This window comes from Candidatus Accumulibacter necessarius, assembly GCF_036625085.1.
On sequence record NZ_JAZKUM010000005.1, the window covers coordinates 387,083 to 405,097 of the forward strand.

Below are 18,015 nucleotides of genomic sequence, written 5' to 3' on the forward strand. Positions count from 1 at the left end.
GGTCACCCCGAAAGGACTAGACTGAGAAATTGCACAGCCATTCGGGTTGTACGCTGAAGCGAGGTTGATGCCGTGCCGGTAAACAAGCGCATTCTGCGGCTGTTCCTCTCCTCTCCCGGCGATGTCGCGCGACAGCGCGAGATCGTTCGCGAGGTGGTTGACGCACTCAACGTCGATCCGCTGGTGGCCGAGCGCTGCGCGCTGGAGGTGGTTGCCTGGGATACCGAGGGCGCCGCCGTTCCCCTCAGTGGCGTGCGTCCACCGCAGGATTCGGTGAATGCCTATCTGGCATTGCCGCGCGAGTGCGACCTGACGATCGTTCTGCTGTGGGGGCGCCTAGGCACGCCGCTGCCGCCGGAAAACCGGCGGGCCGACGGCACCGTCTACGCCTCCGGAACCGTCTGGGAACTCGAGGACGCGTCCAGCGCCGGGCGGGAGGTGTGGATCTACCGTTACGCCCGCCCGCCGCAGATGGACGTCGACGATCCACAGGAGCAAGAGAAGAAGGAGCAGTATCGTCGCCTCAAGGCCTTCGTCGCCGGTTCGCGGGCGGCCGACGGATCCCTGCGCTTCGGTCTCAACGACTTTCTCCACGACCAGCAGTTCACCGACCTCCTGCGCGAGCACCTCAAGCAGTTCATCCGCAAGGCCGTGCCGGTCGACGCGCCGGAGGCCACGCCGGCCTTGAGCGCTGTGCCCGCGATGGTCGTCGCTCCGGTCAGCGCCGCTGAGCTGGCCGATCGGCTCGATCACCTGATACACCTCTGCGACCGTGAGGACGTACGCGACCTGTTCACCGAGACGATGCGCCAGCGGGTCAAGCTTGCCCGGCCTGGCGCAGGCATTCTGTGCGTCTTGCCCGGCGGCACGCGCGAGGGGCACCGTGGTTTCCTGCAGCGGGTGCGCGAGTACGAAATGCGCAACCAGATCCCGGGCGTGACGCCCGAGCAGGTGGCGCTGGTACCGGTGGTTGGCAAGTTGTCGCTGGCGACGCCGGAGACCCTCGGGATTTCGATCCTGCGCGGCATTCGCGACGGGGTCCGGAACCCGGATCTCGATTCCTGGCGAGACCTGCAGCGCTGGATGACGGCCGAACAGCGGCGCATCTTCATCCTCGCTCTGGAGCCCACCAGCGAGGTGATCCGCGGCAAGGAGCGCCTTTTCCTGGCCAGCGCTGCCGCCTGGTTGAGCAGCTGGCTGGACAAACCGGCCCGCCACCTCTTCGTGCTTGTCGCCTGCGTGCGCTACGCGGCAGACGAAAGCAGCGCCGGTCTGGCGAGTGAGCGCCGGCGCATCCTCGAGGAAGTGGCCAGCTTCAACCCGCCCGTGCCGCCCGTCGGGCTGGCGCCGGAGATCGTCAAGTTGCCGGAATTGCCGCCGATCACCCGCGAGGACATCGAGAACTGGCTGAACCACGAATCTGTCAGGCAGCTTTTCGGAACACGCCTCAAGGCCATCATCAACCAGCTGTTCGCCGAGCGCCCGCTGTGGACCATGGACGACTTGCGCGACCGCCTCGCCACACCGGGCTGACCCGGACCCAGGAGCCCCCATGACCACGCCCGACAGCAAGGACCGCTACATTTCCCACGCCAACCTGGAAATCGCCGCCGAGGTCGCCATCCAGCTCAACCAGCCGCTGCTGCTGACTGGCGAGCCAGGCACCGGCAAGACCACCTACGCCCGCCACCTGGCCTGCACGCTCGGCGCTCAGATGGGCGAGGGGGAACTGCCGCTGCTCAGGTTCGAGACCAAATCGACCAGCGCGGCGCGCGATCTGTTCTATCAGTTCGACAACCTGCGTCGCTTCCACGCCGCCCACGATCCCGCGATGAGCCGGGAGAACAAGGACTATCTGAGCTTCAACGCCCTCGGCGAGGCGATCCTGCGCTCCCGGTCCGGCAGCGAGGTCGCTGATCTGCTGCCCGATCACCGCCAGCCGCGCCAGTCGGTGGTACTGGTGGACGAAATCGACAAGGCGCCGCGGGATTTTCCCAACGACATCCTCAACGAGATCGAACGTCAGTATTTCCGCATCCCGGAACTCGAAATGCGCACCATCGAAGCCGACCCGGACTTCCGGCCGGTCGTCGTGCTGACCAGCAACAGCGAAAAGAACCTGCCCGACGCCTTCCTGCGCCGCTGCGTGTTCTACCACATCCCCTTCCCGGAAAAGGCCGCGATGCTGGAGATCGTTCGCGCCAACCTCGATGGCGAGCTCGCCTGTACCGTGGCAGCGGTCGATTTCTTCTACCAGCTGCGGCAACTGGAACTCGACAAGCCGCCCGCCACTGCCGAACTGGTGGGCTGGCTGAAGGCCCTGCGCGCTCGCGGCGCACGCGCTGCCGAGGACCTCCCGGAGATTGCCCTGGTCCTCAAGGGCACGCTTGGCGTGCTGGTGAAGACCCGCGACGACCTCGAACGCGTGCGCGCGTTCGCAGTGCAGGAACTCGGCGCGCTGCCGGACAATGCTCAGTACTGAAGCACTCGTTGACCTGGGCGAGAAGCTCAGGCGAAACGACTTTGACGTCAGCGCGCACGAGCTGATCGCTGCTCGCCGGGTGCTCGCCGGTCTGGCCCTGCGCGACGAGCCGCCGGCGCCGCGCGATCTGGCGCCCTACCTGGCGCCGGTCTTCTGCAATACGCCCGAGCAACAGCAGCAGTTCTTCCCCCTCTTCGCCAGCTGGATCGACGCCTGGGGGCTGGATTCCCTGCACCAAGAACCGCCACCGCCGCCCGCGCCGCTCCCGCCGCTGCGCCGCCCGCCGGTCTGGCTTCCCGGCCTGTTGGCACTGATGCTCTTCCTCGGCCTCGTCACCGCCGTCTGGCTGCGGCCGCTGGCGCTGGCGGTGCGTGTCGAAGGCGAAGACGGCCGAGCGCTCGGCGCCCGGCTGGATCTCTCGTTTGCCGATCACAGTGTCTCGGTTTCACCGACCGTACCGACCGCCACCGTCGAATACCGGCGCTACCACCTGCCGCTGACGCTGCGGGCGCAGCCGGAAAATGCCGACTTCGAAGCCGGCGAACTGACCGTGCCGGCACCACCGCTACCCGCGGAAGTGCGCCTCGTCCTCAAACGTTCCACCGCGGCTCAGGCCGTCGAGCCGTCGAAACCGCCCGAAGTGCCGCCGGGCTTCTCGCCCGCCGGCCGCATCGCGGCCGCGGCGCCCGAGAGCCCCGCGCCGACGGTGAGCAAGGAATACCGTCTCGTTCCCGATCACCTGGCGGTCGCCGCCGCCTTCCTGCTCCTGCTTGCCGGCGGCTGGCTGTGGAATGGTCTGCGTCGACGTGGCTGGCTGGAGCGCCTGCCGGCCGGCGGTCGCGACACCGAGAAGCGCCTTCAGTCCGACCGGGGTGAACTGCATGGCGCCTTGCACGCGGAGCTGGTCCAGCTCGGCCGGGAGTTGCGCCGGCGGCGTCTGATGCCGTCGGCGGAACTGGACGTGGACCGTACCGTTGCCGCCACGCTCCGCCAGGGGGGCTTGCTGACGCCGGTGTTCGGCTCCCGTATCGAATCGGAATTTCTCGTCCTGGTGGACCGCGCGAGCCTGCGCGATCACTTCGCCCTGATGGCCGACGAACTGCTGCGCGGCCTCTACGACCGCGGCCTCTCGCTCGAACGTTTCTTCTACGACCGCGACCCCGCCCGCTGCCGCCATCAGCCGTTCAAGCACGGGGCCCGCGACCTCGGTTCGCAGGACCTCGCGCAGCTCTTTGCGCGCTTCAGCGAGCGGCGGTTGATCGTCTTCGGTGATGGCCGCGATCTCCTCGATCCCTACAGCGGCCGGCCGGTGGCGAGCGTCGAGCGCCTATTGCAGTGGGGGCGGCCAGTGCTGATGACGCCGCGGCCCCAGGCCGAGTGGGGTCGCCAGGAATGGCTCGTCGAACGGACCGGCTTCACGATCCTGCCGCTCGACGCGGTCGGCCTCAAGCGGCTCGCTGAAGTCATCGGGCGTGACCGCGCGATCACGCCTCCCGACAGCCGTGCTGCCGAGCGCCCGCGTCCCGCCTACCTGCGCGACCTCGACCGGCTGCTCGACGCCGAGTCTCCGGGCGAGCCCTTCATCAGCCGGGTGATCGCTGCGCTTGAGCACGACCTGCCGCCGGCAGCGTTCACCTGGCTCGCGGGATGCGCGGTCTACCCCGAGATTCACTGGGGCATTACCCTGCGCATCGGGGCGTGCCTGATTGCCGACGAGCGCCAGCTTGCCGAGCGACTGCCAGCGCTGGCCCAGCTGCCCTGGTTGCGGCATGGCTATATGCCCGACTGGCTGCGTGAGGCGCTGCTGGCGCGGCTGCCCACCGCGGCGCAGGAGCTGATCCGGGCCGAACTGGACGACTTCCTGAGCCGTCTGCGGGAGGCGCCGGGCGATGCCGGAGCACTGCGCATCGTTGCCGGTCCACCGGCCCGCCGTTCCGCTCTCGCCGACGTCTGGCGGGGCCTGAAGGCGCTGTGCAGTGGGCCGCCGACGGTGGAAGTCCTGCCCGCCGCCGAGGATCGCGTCTTCCTGCGCTTCATGAGTGCGCCTTCGAACCCACTCGGGGTGCGTGCCAGCGACGCGTTGCGGCGGATCTTCTACCGCCATGGCCTGCCGCTGGCCGGGCTGCGGCCGCTGCCGCTGCTGTTTGTCGCCGCGCTCGGCGTGGTGCTGCTGCAGTCGGTCTTGCCCTGGCGCGAAACGGTCCTGGTCGTCGGACCGACACCGGTCGCGGTCGTCCGCCTGCCGACCGCCATCGCGCTCGATGCGGAGGGCCGCGGCCTGCTGATCGGCGACAGCCACCGTGGGCTGCAAGCGTGGCAGGAAACGGAGCAGGGCTGGAACAAGGTGGCGGCGGAAACGCCGACGGAGGCGGACGCCATCAGTGCCGTCGCGCTCGGCGCCGGGCGCATGCTTGGCGTCAGCCAGGCCGGCTTGCTGGTTCGCGCGCCCATCGGTGGCGCCATCGACGCAACGCTGGCGCGCCTGCGGGCGAGCACGGTCCGCAGCGCGGCGCTCTACGGCAAGGCGCCGGACGGGCAGTTCCAGCTCCAGGCGGGGTCGTCGTCGGGGCCGGCCGCCGATCAGTTGTGCGTGGCAATTGACGCGCCAGCCGCAGAGGCCCTGTCGGTCGGTGCCGGCTTCCTCGCCGGGATCGTCGGCGGCAAGCCGGTGGCCTGCGCCGTCTCGCAGGGCGCAGAGCAGATGGCAGTGCTCGCTGCCGATGGTCGCGTTTTCGTGTTGCCGTTGCGCGCGGCGCTCACTGCGAGTGCGCGGGCAGGCGGCAAGCTGCCAGCCGGGACCTGGGGTCGCGGCCTGGCGGTGAGTGCCGACGGCGCGACGCTGGCGGCGACCGACGATGAGGGCAGACTGCTGCTCCTGCGCGCCGGCCAGGCCGAGCCGACGATGCTCGATGGCCTGCAGGCCGCCGGCCCGGTGGCGCTGTCCGGCGACGGCCTGACGCTGGCGCTGGCCGACAGCGAACGGCAGGTGCAGTTGTGGCGAGTCGAAAAGCCGGGCCGCAACGTCCTGCTGACGATCGCGGTCGCCGATCTGGGCCCCGGCGCGCGCCTTCAGAGTCCGCTGCCGGACGTGCGCAAGGTGGCCGAGGTGTTGCAGCGGCGCTACGGCTTCGAGCTTACCCGGCTTGACAACCCGCGCCGGGCCGAAGTTCTCAAGGCCCTCGACGAACTGGCTGTCAGCCTTGCGCCGCGCGACCGGCTGCTGATCTTTTTCTCGGGTTTCGGCAGCTACGCCGCCAGCAACAGCAAGTATGGCAAGGGCGAACGCAGCTTTAGCTTCCACTTGCCGCCAGGCAGTGGCGGCGCGTCCGTGGCGACCGGTGAACTGTCCGGCGCCGAATTCGCCGCCCGGATTGCCGCCATTCCGGCGCGGCAGATCCTCACCATCGTCGATACGGTCGAGGCGGGGCGGCTGGCGACCCTGCCAAAAGCGACGACCGCAAGCAGCGGCGCGCGCGGCCTGCTGTACTCGGCGGGCGCCGGCCAGCAGAGCATGGATACCGGGGACTTTTCCACTGCCCTGGCCAATGCCCTGGCGAGCGCACCGGGTGCGCTCGGCGGACGCGCGCTGGTGGCCGATGTCGCACGCCGCCTTCCGGCCGAGGCGCGCAAAACGCAGACGCCTGGCTACGCCGAGTGGCTGGCGGCAGGGAGTGATGGTGGCGAAGTGCTGCTGCTGCCGATCGGCCCGAAGCTGCCCGAGACGGCCGCAAAGCGGCCAGCGGCGGCGCCTGCGCAGGCGAAGCCGGAGGCCGCGCCCCCTGCCGTGCAGCAAGCGTATCCGCCACCTCAACAGCGACAGCAGGCGCCGCAGCAGCCACAACAACAGCCACAACAACAGCCACAACAACAACAGCAACAGCAGCCCCAGCAGCCCCAGCAGCCCCAGCAGCCCCAGCAGCAACAGCAGCCCCAGCAGCAACAGCAGCAACAGCTGGAGCCTCCCGAAGAGAGCAACGTGGGTCCGGGCGGGGTCTTGTCAAATACTCAGTAGTGATGCCGCGTGGGCAGCCCGGAAGTCCCGGTCAGGCGTGCGGAACTCTTCGCCGACGCCGGCGGATGGCGAGCCACCCGTACCAGCCGAGGTTGATCGTGACATAGCTGGCCAGTCCGGCGATCGTGGCGGTGATCGTCAGTCCGACGAGCAGTGGGCGGCCGATGCCGGCAATTTTCTGCCAGAGGCTGCGCTCATCGCCGTCCTGGATGGTTGGTTGTTGCGGAACGACGCCAGCCGCGTCGCCCGTTACCCAGAGGCCGAGTTTATAGGCAGCAAAGTAGACCGGGGGGAAGGTGAGCGGGTTGGTGACCAGGGTGCTGGTCGCGGCAGCCGGGATACAGGCGCGCAGGGCGACGGCAGTGACGACCGATAGCGGGATCTGCGCCACCGGGACGAGAAGGCCGAAGAAGACGCCGATGCTGACGCCCCGGGCAACTCCCCGCCGCGACCAGCGCCACAGGCGGGGGTCAAGCAGCAAGGGGCCGAGCCAACGCAGGCAGCGGTTTGCAGCCAGCTGCTCGCGAGTGGGAACGAGATGGGTGAGGCGATCGAGGATCATCAGGGGCGCCGCGGTAGCGCCGTCACTCGGCCATCACCACAAGCTGGCCTGGCGCTTCACAGACAAGGATAGACGCCCCGGTGCGCGAATGCCAGCCCGGCGGCGATTGACCCCTCCGACGGCGGCAGCTAAAGTGGCCGCGGTGGCGTGTCTGCCCGCTGCGGACGCAGGCCCGACGCCTGGCGGCCGGCGGCAGGAGCCCGGGTCGGCTCGTCCCGCGTGCTGCCTGCACGGCCGGTGGGGGCAGGGCGGTCCGCGGTTTTGATCCGGGCAACACTTCCTTGAGGAAAGAGCGATGGCAACAGGGCAGGGCGCCGCGGTGTCGACGGCATTGATCACCGGCGCCTCGTCGGGTATCGGCGAATCCCTGGCGCGCTGTTTTGCACGCGCCGGTCACTGCCTGGTTCTGGTGGCGCGCAGCCGCGACAAGCTGAAGGCGCTTGCACTGGCGCTGGCCAGCGAGTTCGGCGTGCGCACCGTGGCGTTGCCGGCTGATCTGTCGCAGCCGGGCGCGGTGCCCGCGCTCGCCGCGCGGCTGCGCCGTCGGCACCTGACCATCGACGTGCTGGTGAACAACGCCGGCGTCCTCGCGCACGGCCCGTTTGTCGGCATGGCGGCCCAGCGCCAGCAGCAGATGATCGATCTCAACGTCTCCGGCCTGACCGCGATGCTGTCGCAGTTCGTTCCGGGCATGGTCGCGCGCGGGCACGGACGCATCCTCAATGTGGCCTCGATCGCGGCCTTTCAGCCGGTTCCCTCGCTCGCCACCTATGCGGCGACCAAGGCCTACGTGCTCTCGCTCAGCGAGTCGCTGGCCGAGGAACTGCGCGGCAGCGGCGTCACTGTCACGGTTCTCTGCCCCGGCATCACCGCGACGCCGATGCTCAGCTCTGCCGTCGAGGCAAGCGCGGCGCTCGCCCGGCTGCCGGGCTTCCTGATCGGCGACGTTGACGCGGTGGCTGCCGAAGGCTATCAGGCGTGCATGGACGGCGAGGTGATCCGGGTGCCCGGGGTGCTCAATCAGGCGGCGACCCTGGCCGGGCGCGCAACGCCGAAGTGGCTGCTGCGGCGAATCGTCGGCGCCATCGGGCGGACGACGATCTGAATCCGCTCCGTTCAAACAATGGATTGCAAAGACAATTGGATACAGTCGGTGGCTTCTTCTTGCGCGGGAATGGCGGTACGACCTGCCGTCGCCACGGAAAGACTGACAGCCCCTCAGATGGCGGCCAGTTGACGCAGGCGGCTGATCGCTGCCGCGTCCCAACCCAGTTCGCCGAGGATGCCGTCGGTGTGCTGGCCGAGAGCCGGTACGGCATCCATCCGCGGCGTGAAGGCATCGACCTTGCCCGGTGGCAGCAGGGCGGGAATCGGGCCGGCGGGCGTCGCCACCTCGGTCCACCGCTGGCGGGCCGCCAGCTGCGGATGCTGCCAGACGTCGTGCATGTCGTTCACGCGGGCGTTGGCGATCTGCGCCGCGTCGAGGCGGGCGATCAGTTGCTCGGCGCTGAGGCCGGCGAAGCGGCTGACGATCAGCGGCTGCAACTCGTCGCGCGCCGCCGTGCGCAGGGCGTTCGAAGCGTAGCGCGGGTCGCTGGCGAGATCAGGGCGCTCGAGCACCTCGGTGCAGAAGACGGCCCACTCGCGTTCGTTCTGCAGGCCGAGCATCACCGTCTTGCCGTCGCCGGTGGGAAACGGGCCGTAGGGATAGATTGTCGCGTGCGCGGCGCCGGCGCGCGGCGGCGGGCTGGCGCCGTCAAAGGCGTAATACAGGGGATAGCTCATCCACTCGACCATGCTTTCCAGCATCGACACCTCGATGTGGCAGCCGCGCCCGCTCCTGCCGCGCTGCAGCAGCGCCGCCAGGATCTGGCTGTAGGCGTACATGCCGGCAGAAATGTCGGCGATCGAACAGCCGGCCTTGGCCGGCGCGTCGGGCGCGCCGGTGACCGAGAGGAAGCCCGACTCGCTCTGGATCAGCAGGTCGTAGGCCTTCTTGTCGCGATACGGGCCGTCGCTGCCGTAGCCGGAGATGTCGCAGACGATCAGCCGCGGGTACTGCCCGCGTAGCGCGTCATACGACAGGCCAAGGCGGGCGGCGGCGCCGGGTGCCAGGTTCTGCACCAGGACGTCGGCGACGTCGAGCAGTCTGGCCAGGATGCCCGGCGCTTCGGCATGCTTGAGGTCGAGCGTCAGGCTCTCCTTGGAGCGGTTGGTCCACACGAAGTGTGACGCCAGCCCCCGTACGCGCTCGTCGTAGGCACGGGCAAAATCACCGCTCCGCGGGCGCTCGACCTTGATCACGCGGGCGCCGAGGTCGGCCAGTTGGCGGGTGCAGAACGGCGCCGCGATGGCGTGTTCGAGGGTGACGATGGTGATGCCGTCGAGCGGGCGCAAGGTGGCCTCCATGGACTCCGGTCGCTCAGAACGAGCGCGGCAGGCCGAGCAGATGCTCGGCGACGTAGGAGAAGATCAGGTTGGTCGAGATCGGCGCCACCTGATACAGGCGGGTCTCGCGGAACTTGCGCTCGATATCGTATTCGCTGGCGAAGCCAAAGCCGCCGTGCGTCTGCAGGCAGACGTTGGCCGCCTGCCACGAGGCCTTGGCGGCGAGGTACTTGGCCATGTTCGCCTGCGCGCCGCAGGGTTGCTGCGCGTCGAACAGCGCGCAGGCCCTGAAGCGCATCAGATTGGCTGCCTCGATCTCGATGAAGGCTTCCGCGATCGGGAACTGGACGCCCTGGTTGATGCCGATCGGCCGGTCGAAGACGATGCGCTCGCTGGCGTAGCGGCTGGCGCGTTCAATGAACCAGTAACCGTCGCCGATGCACTCGGCGGCGATCAGCGCGCGTTCGGCGTTGAGGCCGTCGAGCAGGTAGCGAAATCCCTGGCCCTCGTCGCCGATCAGGTTCTCTGCAGGAACCTCTAGATTGTCGAAGAACAGTTCGTTGGTCTCATGATTGACCATGTTGGCGATCGGCCGCATGGAAAGGCCGTGGCCGATGGCGTCGTGCAGGTCGACGATGAAGATCGACATCCCTTCCGATTTCCGCTTCACTTCGGCGAGTGGCGTCGTGCGCGCCAGCAGGATCATCAGATCCGAGTGCTGCACGCGCGAGATCCAGACCTTCTGGCCATTGACGACGTAGCGGTCACCCTGCCGGACGGCCGTCGTCCGGACCTTCGTCGTGTCGCTGCCGGTGGTCGGCTCGGTCACCGCCATCGACTGGATGCGCAGCTTGCCCGCGGCGATCGCCGGCAGATACTTCTCCTTCTGCGCCTGGCTGCCGTTGCGCAGTAGCGTTCCCATGTTGTACATCTGGCCGTGAACCGCGGCCGAGTTGCCACCGCTGCGATTGATCTCCTCCATGATCACGCTCGCCGCGGTCAGCCCGAGGCCGGAGCCACCGTAGTGCTCGGGAATCATCGCCGCCAGCCAGCCGGCGCCGAGCAGCGCATCGACGAAGGCCTCGGGATAGGCGCGCTGCTCGTCGATCCTGCGGAAATACTCATCGGGGAACTGGCGGCAAAGGTCGCGGACGGCGTCGCGAATTTCCTGGTGTTCGTCGGGGGGGGTGAGCATGGTCGTCGTCCTTGTTGTCGCGGCTCGACTGCAGGAGCTGGCGATGGCCATCCGGCAGGCGATCCGCCGGCTTTCAGCACGGCGGCACGCGTGTGCGCCAGCGGCGGGAGCTTAACAAGGCTTCGGCTTTCTCTGCAAATCGCCGATCGCTCGAGACGCCCATGCCTTGGCGTCTTCCCGAAACTGCCATTATGGGCAGTCAGCAATGAAAACCCCGCCGGAGCGGGGTCTTGGGGGCTGCCTGTGGCGACTCAGGCTTGCTTGCGCCTGCCGGCTGTCACGAGACCCAACAGGCCGAGGCCCAGAAGTGCGAGCGAGCCAGGCTCAGGCAGGTCCGGTCCGGGAGGGAAGACCTCCTCGGCCGTGCCCTGGACGCCGACTGTGAAACCGTTCCAGTATTCATTCGAGGTGCTGCGCCACGCGACCGAATCGAATGCTCCCAAGAAGCGAAGCGCGCCATGAGGTTCTGATCCGCCAATATTGTTGCTGTTGAGCTGGTATTCGAAATTTCCCCCACCAAGATCGACGACGACCTTGCTGGCACCGCCGCAACCCCAATAGCCGCAATCGTTGCCATCGACACCGCCTAGGCTGAGCAGCTCGAAATCCCGGTTGAAGGCGTAACCGTTGCCGTTGAGGCTGACGAAGGCGAAAACCGGGTTGGCGATCGCCTGCGAGAAGTTCAGGGTCTGCATCCCCGCATACCTCAGGGCGACGATGTCGGTATCAGTCGGGATGTTATCCACCGCCGCGCTAGTGTACGGCGACGTCGCCGGATTCCTCCCGGCGCGATTGTTCTGCCAATAGTCGGTGCCGCCGCTCGCTTGATAAAAGCCGATACCTTGAGGGTTGCTGTAGGTGACCGTCACTGACGACTGATTGGTGGTGAGGGTCCCCTGGGCCTGAAACGCGCCTGCGATGGAACCGACATTGGCTCCGGTCCAGTCGGTCCAGAATATCGGGGCGGCACCGGCGCTGGCGCTTGCCAGCCCGAGCGAGATCGCAGCAACGGCAAGAAGTGCCTTGTTGATTCGTTTGACTTTCATTTCTTTTCTCCTGATGTTGACCACTATTGCGGAAGATCTCGGTCATCCCGAAGACTCGCTTCTTCAAAGCACGAAACATGCCAAAAAATAATCGCTCGTTAAAGCAATGAACTGGCTAGGCAGGGCAGGCGTTTCGGCTTTTCAGTGTCAAGAAAGCCGACACCCTCCAGGCAAGGCAGGTCTCCGGAAACAGCCAGGGCGTGGTCGCGCAAGGACAGGAAGCCCTCGCCAAATGCGCAGAACCGACGCTTGTCCTAGCGCAGCGTGGCTCAAGCTCCCTTTGAATGGCATACTCCCGCCTGCTCGCCCTGGAGCGTCGGCGCGCCTGGCGCTGCAACACCCGCGGCGACGGGGGTCATGGTCAATCAACGCAGGAAGGTGTGCCCATGGATTCTGCAAACAAACTGCCCGATAGCGCGCAAAGAGTCGCCGATCTGCTGGAGAAGATCGGCCACGGCAAGCCGGTCGTCCTCTTGCCCGCCAGTGGCAGAACCTCGGCTGAAGCGGCCGCCGGCCTCGCCTGCAGCGTCGCCGAAATCGCCAAGTCGATCGTTTTCCGCCGTCTCGAGGACGACGCGGCGGTGATCGTCGTCGCCAGCGGCGCTCACCGCGTTGACGAACGCAAGGTGGCGGCGCTGGTCGGCCCGCTCGGCAAGGCGGACGCCCGCTCCGTGCGGGAGCACACGGGTTACGCGATCGGCGGCGTGTGCCCGATCGGCCATGTCAAGGATACGACGCTGCTGGTCGACCAGGATCTGCTTCGCTTCGACAGCATCTGGGCCGCCGCCGGACACCCACACGCGGTCTTCAAGCTCTCGCCGCAGGAGTTGCTGGCCATGACCGGAGGACGGGTGGTCGACGTCGCCTTGTCAGACTCACCGCATGCGACTGCTGTCTGATCGGTCGGAGCAGAAGCCGCTGCGGGAAACCGCAGCGCAAACAGGTTCAGCGAAGCGCCGGCACTGCCCCGGGAGCTGACTGTCCGGCTTCTTCGGCCTCTTCGTCCTGTTCGGCCGGCGTCTGTGGCATCGACCACCGACCACATCCTGAAGTCGGTGCAGACTCGCTGGTCGTGCCGCGAGGCCAGATCTTCGCTTCACCCGCAAGTTCCTGGCTGTCTCTGATCAGGTAGTCCGACATGACTTCGCACGAAACGAACCCCACCAGCTCACTGGCGGGGATCTCGCCACCGAGAAAATGATCACGAACACTGGCGGCTCTGGCCAGCAAGGCGCGATGGATTTCCTGATGATTCTTGAGAGCTGGCTGATTCGTTTCGGCGAGGACCGCCTCCTTGGTACGAAAATGCTCAATGATCCGTTCGATCAGCTCATCGATCAGCCTTTCCACCTGGGCGCGGGATTGCTTCAGCAGAACCCCGTTGATCAGTTCGCCGCCCAGCCCGAACAGCCGACGGCGTTGCCCGTCGATGACCGGATGTCCGCTGTCGAACGCGTGAAGCCACGAAATCTGGACAGGTCCTTGCGCAGGTGCCTGTACTCCCTTTGTCTCGGGTAGATCGACGCCAGCCGTGCCTCGATGGAGGCTCCGACGGCATTGGTAGCGAAGCAGGCCCAGGATGCCGCCAGCCGACATCAGGGCCAGGCCCATGAAGACCGCTAGCCCGTTGTGCAGCACGATCATCGCAAGCAGGCCGGCGCCGACATAGAAGCAGGGCAGTGCATCGTAGAGCCCGGCCGGAATTCGCAACTTTTTCACCTGGTCACCTGTTCGGAAGACTGTCCTGGACTGTCGCTGCAACCGCGCATGCCATCGTCGGTCACAGCCTGTTGTTGGGGTGGTCACTGGCGCGCACGGCTTGCTGCCTGTGCCAAGAGATTGAAACATATAAGCCGGTCCGGCGACGTGATACTTGTCACGACGGCCATCAGATGGGATGGAACGGCCTCGCCTGAGCCAGTGTTGCTGTCAGCGCTTGAAGAAGGGGACAGCTTAAAAAGGGGACAGTATACTAAATAGCTCGTCGCGGTATCGCCGCCGTGGGCGAAGCGCTGGCCCAAGGCCCGGTCCACATCGTCAAGAACAATCGTGCGCAATACGTCGTGCTCACCGAAGCGCGCTACCAGGAATTGCTCGAAATGCAGGAAGAAGCTCTGCTCGCCCGTATCAAGGCCTCGCTGGAGGACGCCAAGGCCGGCCGCGCCACCCGGCACCGCACCGTGGATGCGCTCTTGAAGCATCTGGACCAATCCGCTTAATGAGCTGGAAGCTCGTCACCACCGTCAGCCTCGACCGCCGCACCCGCAAACTCCTCGCCCGCCACCCCGACCTGCGGCCCCGGTTTGCCGATACGCTCGAAAAACTGCCCACCGATCCCTTCGCGCCCGGCCTGCGCCTGCATCCACTCACCGGCAAACTCCAGGGCATGCAAGAAGGCTTCGCGAGCCGCGCCATCTCGCGCTTGATGCCCCCCGCGAGTTGAACGGCGGCCAGCGAATTGACGATATCGACCGCGCTGGTAAACAGCGTCGTCTGGCCATGCAGGCACGCCGTGTGCGCCAGGGCGGTTGCCAGATGCGTTTTGCCGACACCGACGCCGCCGAGCAGGATCACATTGGTGTGTTCCTTCAGGAAGCCCAAGCGAAAGAGGTGCTGAATCTGGGCGCGGTTGATCTTGTGCGGGAAACTCCAGTCGAACTGATCGAGCGTCTTGATCCCCGGCAAGCGAGCCGCCTTCACCCGGCGCTGGATCAGCGCCTCATCGCGACGAGCGACTTCCCCGACGACCAACGTTTCCAGAAAGCGGGCATGGCTCCAGGCTGCCTGCGCCGCCTCGCTACTGATCGCGGCATGATGTTTGGCGAAGAACGGCAACTGCAGGCGCGCCAGGCCCTGCTCCAGCAGGATCTCGGATTTCATGAGGGACTTCCATCGAGCGGCGGGACCGGATAGCGCGACAAGTCGGGCGGTGGCAATTCAAGGTCCAGCAAGTCCTGCCGGCGTGTCAAGTGCAGTGGGCTCGCTTCCGGCAACTGGCGCTGGCGAGCCTCGACCAGGTGCGCGATGTACTCGCTGCTAAACGCCTGGAAAGCCAGCGCATCGGCGATTGCCCGCAGCACCGGTGCTTCCCCGTGGATCTCGAGCAGCGCCAGAATCTTCTGCACGTGCGCGTCGGCATGAGCCCGCCGTTCGAGCAAACCGGCGTGATACGCCCTGGCTTCGGCGGATAGCGCCAGAAAGCGCGTCAGCGCGTGTTGCGCCCGCGCATGTCGGCGCTGCGCAAGCAGGGGCTTGGCATGATCCGGGTCCGCCTGCTCCTGATGGCGATCGAAGCAGCGGGCATGCCGTGCGATCAACTGCTCCTCGCGATAAACGCAGAGTCGATCCGGATACGCCTTGAGCACCACGGGACAACCGGCAAAGCGCGCCGGCACCGAATAACGATTGCCCTCGAAGGTCACCCGGAACTGGCGATCGGCGCGCGCCGTCATCACCCTTCCGACATCAAAGGGACGCGGATTCACCGCCTGCAGGAAGGCGCGTTCCTCGGTCCACAGATCGACCGGACGGCGATGCGTCTCCCCATGCACGCGCACATTCGCCACCGTCTCCAGCCACAGCGCCGCCGCCGAGTTGAGCGCCGCGAACTCGGGCAGTTCGCGGCCTTGCAGGAAATTATGCTTGACGTACCCCACGCCGCGTTCGGCACGCCCCTTCTCATTGCCTCGGCAAACATTGCAGGCAACGATCTCGAAGCCGTAGTGGCGGGCGAAATCCAGATAGCGCGGGTTGAACACCGGCGGCTCGCCGCGCCGGTGCTGCACAACCCCGCAGCGCAGGTTGTCGATCATCACTTTCTTCGGGACACCGCCAAAGGCGTTGAAGGCATTGATCTGCGCCCCGAGGAAGAACTCCATCGTCTGCGCCAGGCTGAACTCGACGTACAACTGTCGGCTATAGGCGAGGACCATGACAAAGAACGACAGGCGACGCTGGGCCGAACCCACTGCCAAGGTGCCGAACTCGCCCCAATCGGCTTGTGCACATTCGCCGGGGGCGAAGGAGAGCGTCAGAAACGCTTCGCGTGGACGCGGGCGAACCAGGCGCACGTAGTCCTTGACGATGCTGATCCCGCCGGCGAACCCTTCCTCGCCCAAGCGCTGAAAGACCTGCTGGGCGGATAAGGGGTGCGCTTCCAGCCAGCGCACGATGCGGCCCTTGAACGGATCGAGCTGACTTGCACGTCTGGCGGTTTGCCGAGGGGCATACGGCCGGTCGATCCAGCGCCGGACAGTCTTGATATCGAGACCCAGTTCCTCGGCCAGTTGCGCGGGGGTGAGATGACGGGCCGCACCGTCGCGGATGGCACACCAGGTGGCGTAATCGATCATGGCTGCGCTCCCGTCGATCCCTGCAGTACCGCCCGCAGATGCGCGAAGCGGTCAGCGATCGGCACCGGCGTTTCCAGGCTCAGGACCTGAACCAGCGGCGGCTCAAACGCGATCAGGTCGAGTCCCAGCAGCGCCTTGCGCGCGCGCACCAGACGCGAAAGATCCAGGCCCAGCCGTCGCGCCAGTGCGGCGTCCGAGTAGTAGCTCAGGCCGTCGGCATCACCGACAGTGACCAGGAAGAGATACAGCGCCCAGGCGCTGACCTCAGCCCGCTCGATGTGATGCTCCTGCACCAGCCGGTGGTCGAGCCAGCTGAAATGTGCCGGCAACTCCCGCCGACGTTCCGGAACCAGCAAGCGTTTGCGAATGTTCATGGCGTCCTCCTTCGATATCCTCGCCTAGTTGTAGCAGACGATGGAGGATCGCCGCGATGTCCTCTTGCAACGGGCTATCCCACAAATGGGCAATAAGCCCAATGATTACAGTCGGTTGCCGGCTCAAGACATCTTGTAACGGTGCTGTGACGGGTTCCGGGGCGTTACAAGAAATCATCGAGGATTCAGAGGGTTGGGCCGGCAAGACTTCTTGTAACGCTTCAGAGCTCGGGGGCGGTTGCTCCCCCGTCGGCCCTCGCCGGCTGTAGCCCGGGTGTGCCGCACGCCACACCTGTACCCGGGCGACGGCTTGCGCGCCCATGAAATAGCCCCGATTCTCGGCTTTGGCCAGCCAACGCGCCTGGCTGGCCCGCTTGCTCGCCCCTTGGCACAAGGTGGCCGAGCAATACTGCTGGTGCCGCACGTTCCGCGCGTCCGGTTTGAACGACTTACCGCAATTCAGGCACTTACGCTCCGCTTCTCGACCCATCCCGAACCTCGCGACAGGAATTCATCCCGGCTATGGTGCGGCGTTGCCAAGCAATAACGAAGAAAACCGAAGAAGACGGAGGGAGCGGAAGAAGCGACAGCGGCGATAAGAAAAGCAGGAAGAAGATGCACGGCAACAGGGCGCTTCTTCACCAGATTCAAATCGTCAGGTTCAGACCACTTTCAGGTCGGCGGCGACACCGTCGGCCTGGCCGACAGCTGCGGATCACTCTCACCCTGCAAATCACCGAGCATGAAATCCTGCTGTTCAAAATCGGCAGCCACGACGAGGTGTATGGCTGAAGCGCGTCAGCCGGATGCCGTCTTCGACCAGAACTGAGCGAAAGCCGGGCGCTTCGGGCATTCGCTTTAGGCCAGCCTGCCGTTTCTCTTTCGATGAATTTAGTATACCGTCCCCGAAATTGTGGAGCCGATCAGTGATGTTCCACCTTTTCCTGCAACCACACCTTGATAAGCGACTGATAGGGCACGTCGCGGGCGTTTGCTGCCGCCTTGATCGAGTCGAGCAGATGTTGCGGCAGGCGCAGCGATATTGTCTTTGTCGATGGTTTCAGGTTCGGTAGCACGACGCTTTGGGCCTGTCTCCAGTCCAGATATTCCGTCGAGTCGCTTCCCGTGCTCTCCCAGAAAGCGCGTTCTTCGGCCTCGCTCTGGAACTTGGGCAGCGGTTTAGACTGCTTGCTCATAGATGCTCCTTTCCTTCCGGTAAAAAAAGGGGGCAAAAAAAAGGGGGACAGTATAGTAAATACCTTGAGACTCGAAATGGCCTCGTCCTCGTTTCTGATGGAGGCAACTGTCGGACGAACGTCAGCAACGACTATTGTTGGAAGAAGCTTGTTCGGGCATTCGCTTTGGGCCAGTCTGCCGTGTCTCTTTTGATAAATTTAGTATACCGTCCCCGAAATTGCCGTCCCCGAAATTGCCGTCCCCGAAATTGCGTCCCTGAAATTGACCGTCCCCGAAATTGAGGCGGGACGGTGTTCCTGCAGCGCCGGGCAGTCAATGGTCATGGTGGCAGGTCGAGTGCAGGATCAGGGCAATCGCATGAATGCCATCGTCGTGAACCCTCCGAAATAATCGTTTACGCTCAACGA

At 65.9% G+C, this 18,015-nt stretch carries 15 protein-coding genes and 1 pseudogene; 7 read left to right on the forward strand and 9 right to left on the reverse strand.

The window, feature by feature from the left end:
- The first annotated feature begins 72 nt into the window (after positions 1 to 72).
- From V5B44_RS15645 to V5B44_RS15655, 3 genes are read left to right on the forward strand one after another with little or no spacing between them, the layout of a single operon-like run.
- Positions 73 to 1,533, forward strand: coding sequence for a hypothetical protein (locus V5B44_RS15645; RefSeq protein ID WP_332359928.1), 1,461 nt, complete (start codon positions 73 to 75; stop codon positions 1,531 to 1,533).
- 19 nt (positions 1,534 to 1,552) lie between these two features.
- Positions 1,553 to 2,482, forward strand: coding sequence for an AAA family ATPase (locus tag V5B44_RS15650; protein ID WP_332359929.1), 930 nt, complete (start codon positions 1,553 to 1,555; stop codon positions 2,480 to 2,482).
- Positions 2,469 to 6,494 carry a caspase family protein gene (locus V5B44_RS15655; RefSeq protein WP_332359930.1) on the forward strand — a complete coding sequence of 1,342 codons (4,026 nt, stop codon included), beginning with the start codon at positions 2,469 to 2,471 and terminating at the stop codon, positions 6,492 to 6,494. Before V5B44_RS15650 ends, V5B44_RS15655 begins: the two co-directional genes overlap by 14 nt.
- Before the next feature lie 31 nt (positions 6,495 to 6,525).
- On the opposite strand, the gene V5B44_RS15660 is transcribed toward V5B44_RS15655, so the two are convergent.
- Positions 6,526 to 7,056: a DUF2062 domain-containing protein gene (locus V5B44_RS15660; RefSeq protein ID WP_332359931.1), complete on the reverse strand. Its 531-nt coding sequence runs from the start codon at positions 7,054 to 7,056 to the stop codon at positions 6,526 to 6,528.
- 295 nt (positions 7,057 to 7,351) lie between these two features.
- Between V5B44_RS15660 and V5B44_RS15665 the strand changes: the two genes are divergently transcribed.
- The gene (locus V5B44_RS15665; RefSeq protein ID WP_332359932.1) at positions 7,352 to 8,161 is read left to right on the forward strand and encodes an SDR family NAD(P)-dependent oxidoreductase; all 810 of its coding nucleotides are present in this window, start codon (positions 7,352 to 7,354) and stop codon (positions 8,159 to 8,161) included.
- 113 nt (positions 8,162 to 8,274) lie between these two features.
- Here the strand turns inward: V5B44_RS15665 and V5B44_RS15670 are convergent, their stop codons facing one another.
- The 3 genes from V5B44_RS15670 to V5B44_RS15680 form a co-directional block, all read right to left on the reverse strand.
- Positions 8,275 to 9,453 (reverse strand): CaiB/BaiF CoA transferase family protein, encoded by a 1,179-nt coding sequence (locus V5B44_RS15670; RefSeq protein ID WP_332360061.1) that lies wholly within the window; start codon positions 9,451 to 9,453, stop codon positions 8,275 to 8,277.
- 25 nt (positions 9,454 to 9,478) lie between these two features.
- A complete protein-coding gene (locus tag V5B44_RS15675) occupies positions 9,479 to 10,639 on the reverse strand; it encodes an acyl-CoA dehydrogenase family protein (protein ID WP_332359933.1) in 1,161 nt (386 codons plus the stop codon).
- 251 nt (positions 10,640 to 10,890) lie between these two features.
- Positions 10,891 to 11,685 (reverse strand): PEP-CTERM sorting domain-containing protein, encoded by a 795-nt coding sequence (locus tag V5B44_RS15680; RefSeq protein WP_332359934.1) that lies wholly within the window; start codon positions 11,683 to 11,685, stop codon positions 10,891 to 10,893.
- Positions 11,686 to 12,071: 386 nt separating this feature from the next.
- Between V5B44_RS15680 and V5B44_RS15685 the strand changes: the two genes are divergently transcribed.
- Positions 12,072 to 12,584 carry a YbaK/EbsC family protein gene (locus tag V5B44_RS15685; protein ID WP_332359936.1) on the forward strand — a complete coding sequence of 171 codons (513 nt, stop codon included), beginning with the start codon at positions 12,072 to 12,074 and terminating at the stop codon, positions 12,582 to 12,584.
- Between the two features lie 46 nt (positions 12,585 to 12,630).
- Here V5B44_RS15685 and V5B44_RS15690 read toward each other — a convergent pair whose 3' ends face one another.
- On the reverse strand, positions 12,631 to 13,404 hold the full coding sequence (locus V5B44_RS15690) for a bacteriohemerythrin (RefSeq protein ID WP_332359937.1): 774 nt from the start codon (positions 13,402 to 13,404) through the stop codon (positions 12,631 to 12,633).
- A gap of 281 nt (positions 13,405 to 13,685) precedes the next feature.
- On the opposite strand from V5B44_RS15690, the gene V5B44_RS15695 reads away from it, so the two are divergent.
- Together V5B44_RS15695 and V5B44_RS15700 are read left to right on the forward strand one after the other, a co-directional pair.
- A complete protein-coding gene (locus V5B44_RS15695) occupies positions 13,686 to 13,904 on the forward strand; it encodes a prevent-host-death protein (protein WP_332359939.1) in 219 nt (72 codons plus the stop codon).
- Positions 13,904 to 14,128, forward strand: coding sequence for a plasmid stabilization protein (locus V5B44_RS15700; RefSeq protein ID WP_332359940.1), 225 nt, complete (start codon positions 13,904 to 13,906; stop codon positions 14,126 to 14,128). The genes V5B44_RS15695 and V5B44_RS15700 overlap by 1 nt, the downstream gene beginning before the upstream one ends.
- Positions 14,129 to 14,136: 8 nt before the next feature.
- Here V5B44_RS15700 and V5B44_RS26745 read toward each other — a convergent pair.
- The 4 genes and pseudogenes from V5B44_RS26745 to V5B44_RS15720 form a co-directional block, all read right to left on the reverse strand.
- Positions 14,137 to 14,565 (reverse strand): annotated as a pseudogene (locus V5B44_RS26745) (ATP-binding protein); the annotation flags it as partial.
- On the reverse strand, positions 14,562 to 16,037 hold the full coding sequence (istA, locus tag V5B44_RS15710; RefSeq protein ID WP_332357315.1) for an IS21 family transposase: 1,476 nt from the start codon (positions 16,035 to 16,037) through the stop codon (positions 14,562 to 14,564). The gene istA and the pseudogene V5B44_RS26745, both read right to left, overlap by 4 nt.
- Positions 16,034 to 16,411 (reverse strand): hypothetical protein, encoded by a 378-nt coding sequence (locus V5B44_RS15715; RefSeq protein WP_332357314.1) that lies wholly within the window; start codon positions 16,409 to 16,411, stop codon positions 16,034 to 16,036. The genes istA and V5B44_RS15715 overlap by 4 nt, the downstream gene beginning before the upstream one ends.
- 923 nt (positions 16,412 to 17,334) lie before the next feature.
- On the reverse strand, positions 17,335 to 17,607 hold the full coding sequence (locus V5B44_RS15720) for a BrnA antitoxin family protein (RefSeq protein WP_332359942.1): 273 nt from the start codon (positions 17,605 to 17,607) through the stop codon (positions 17,335 to 17,337).
- Positions 17,608 to 18,015 lie beyond the last annotated feature (408 nt).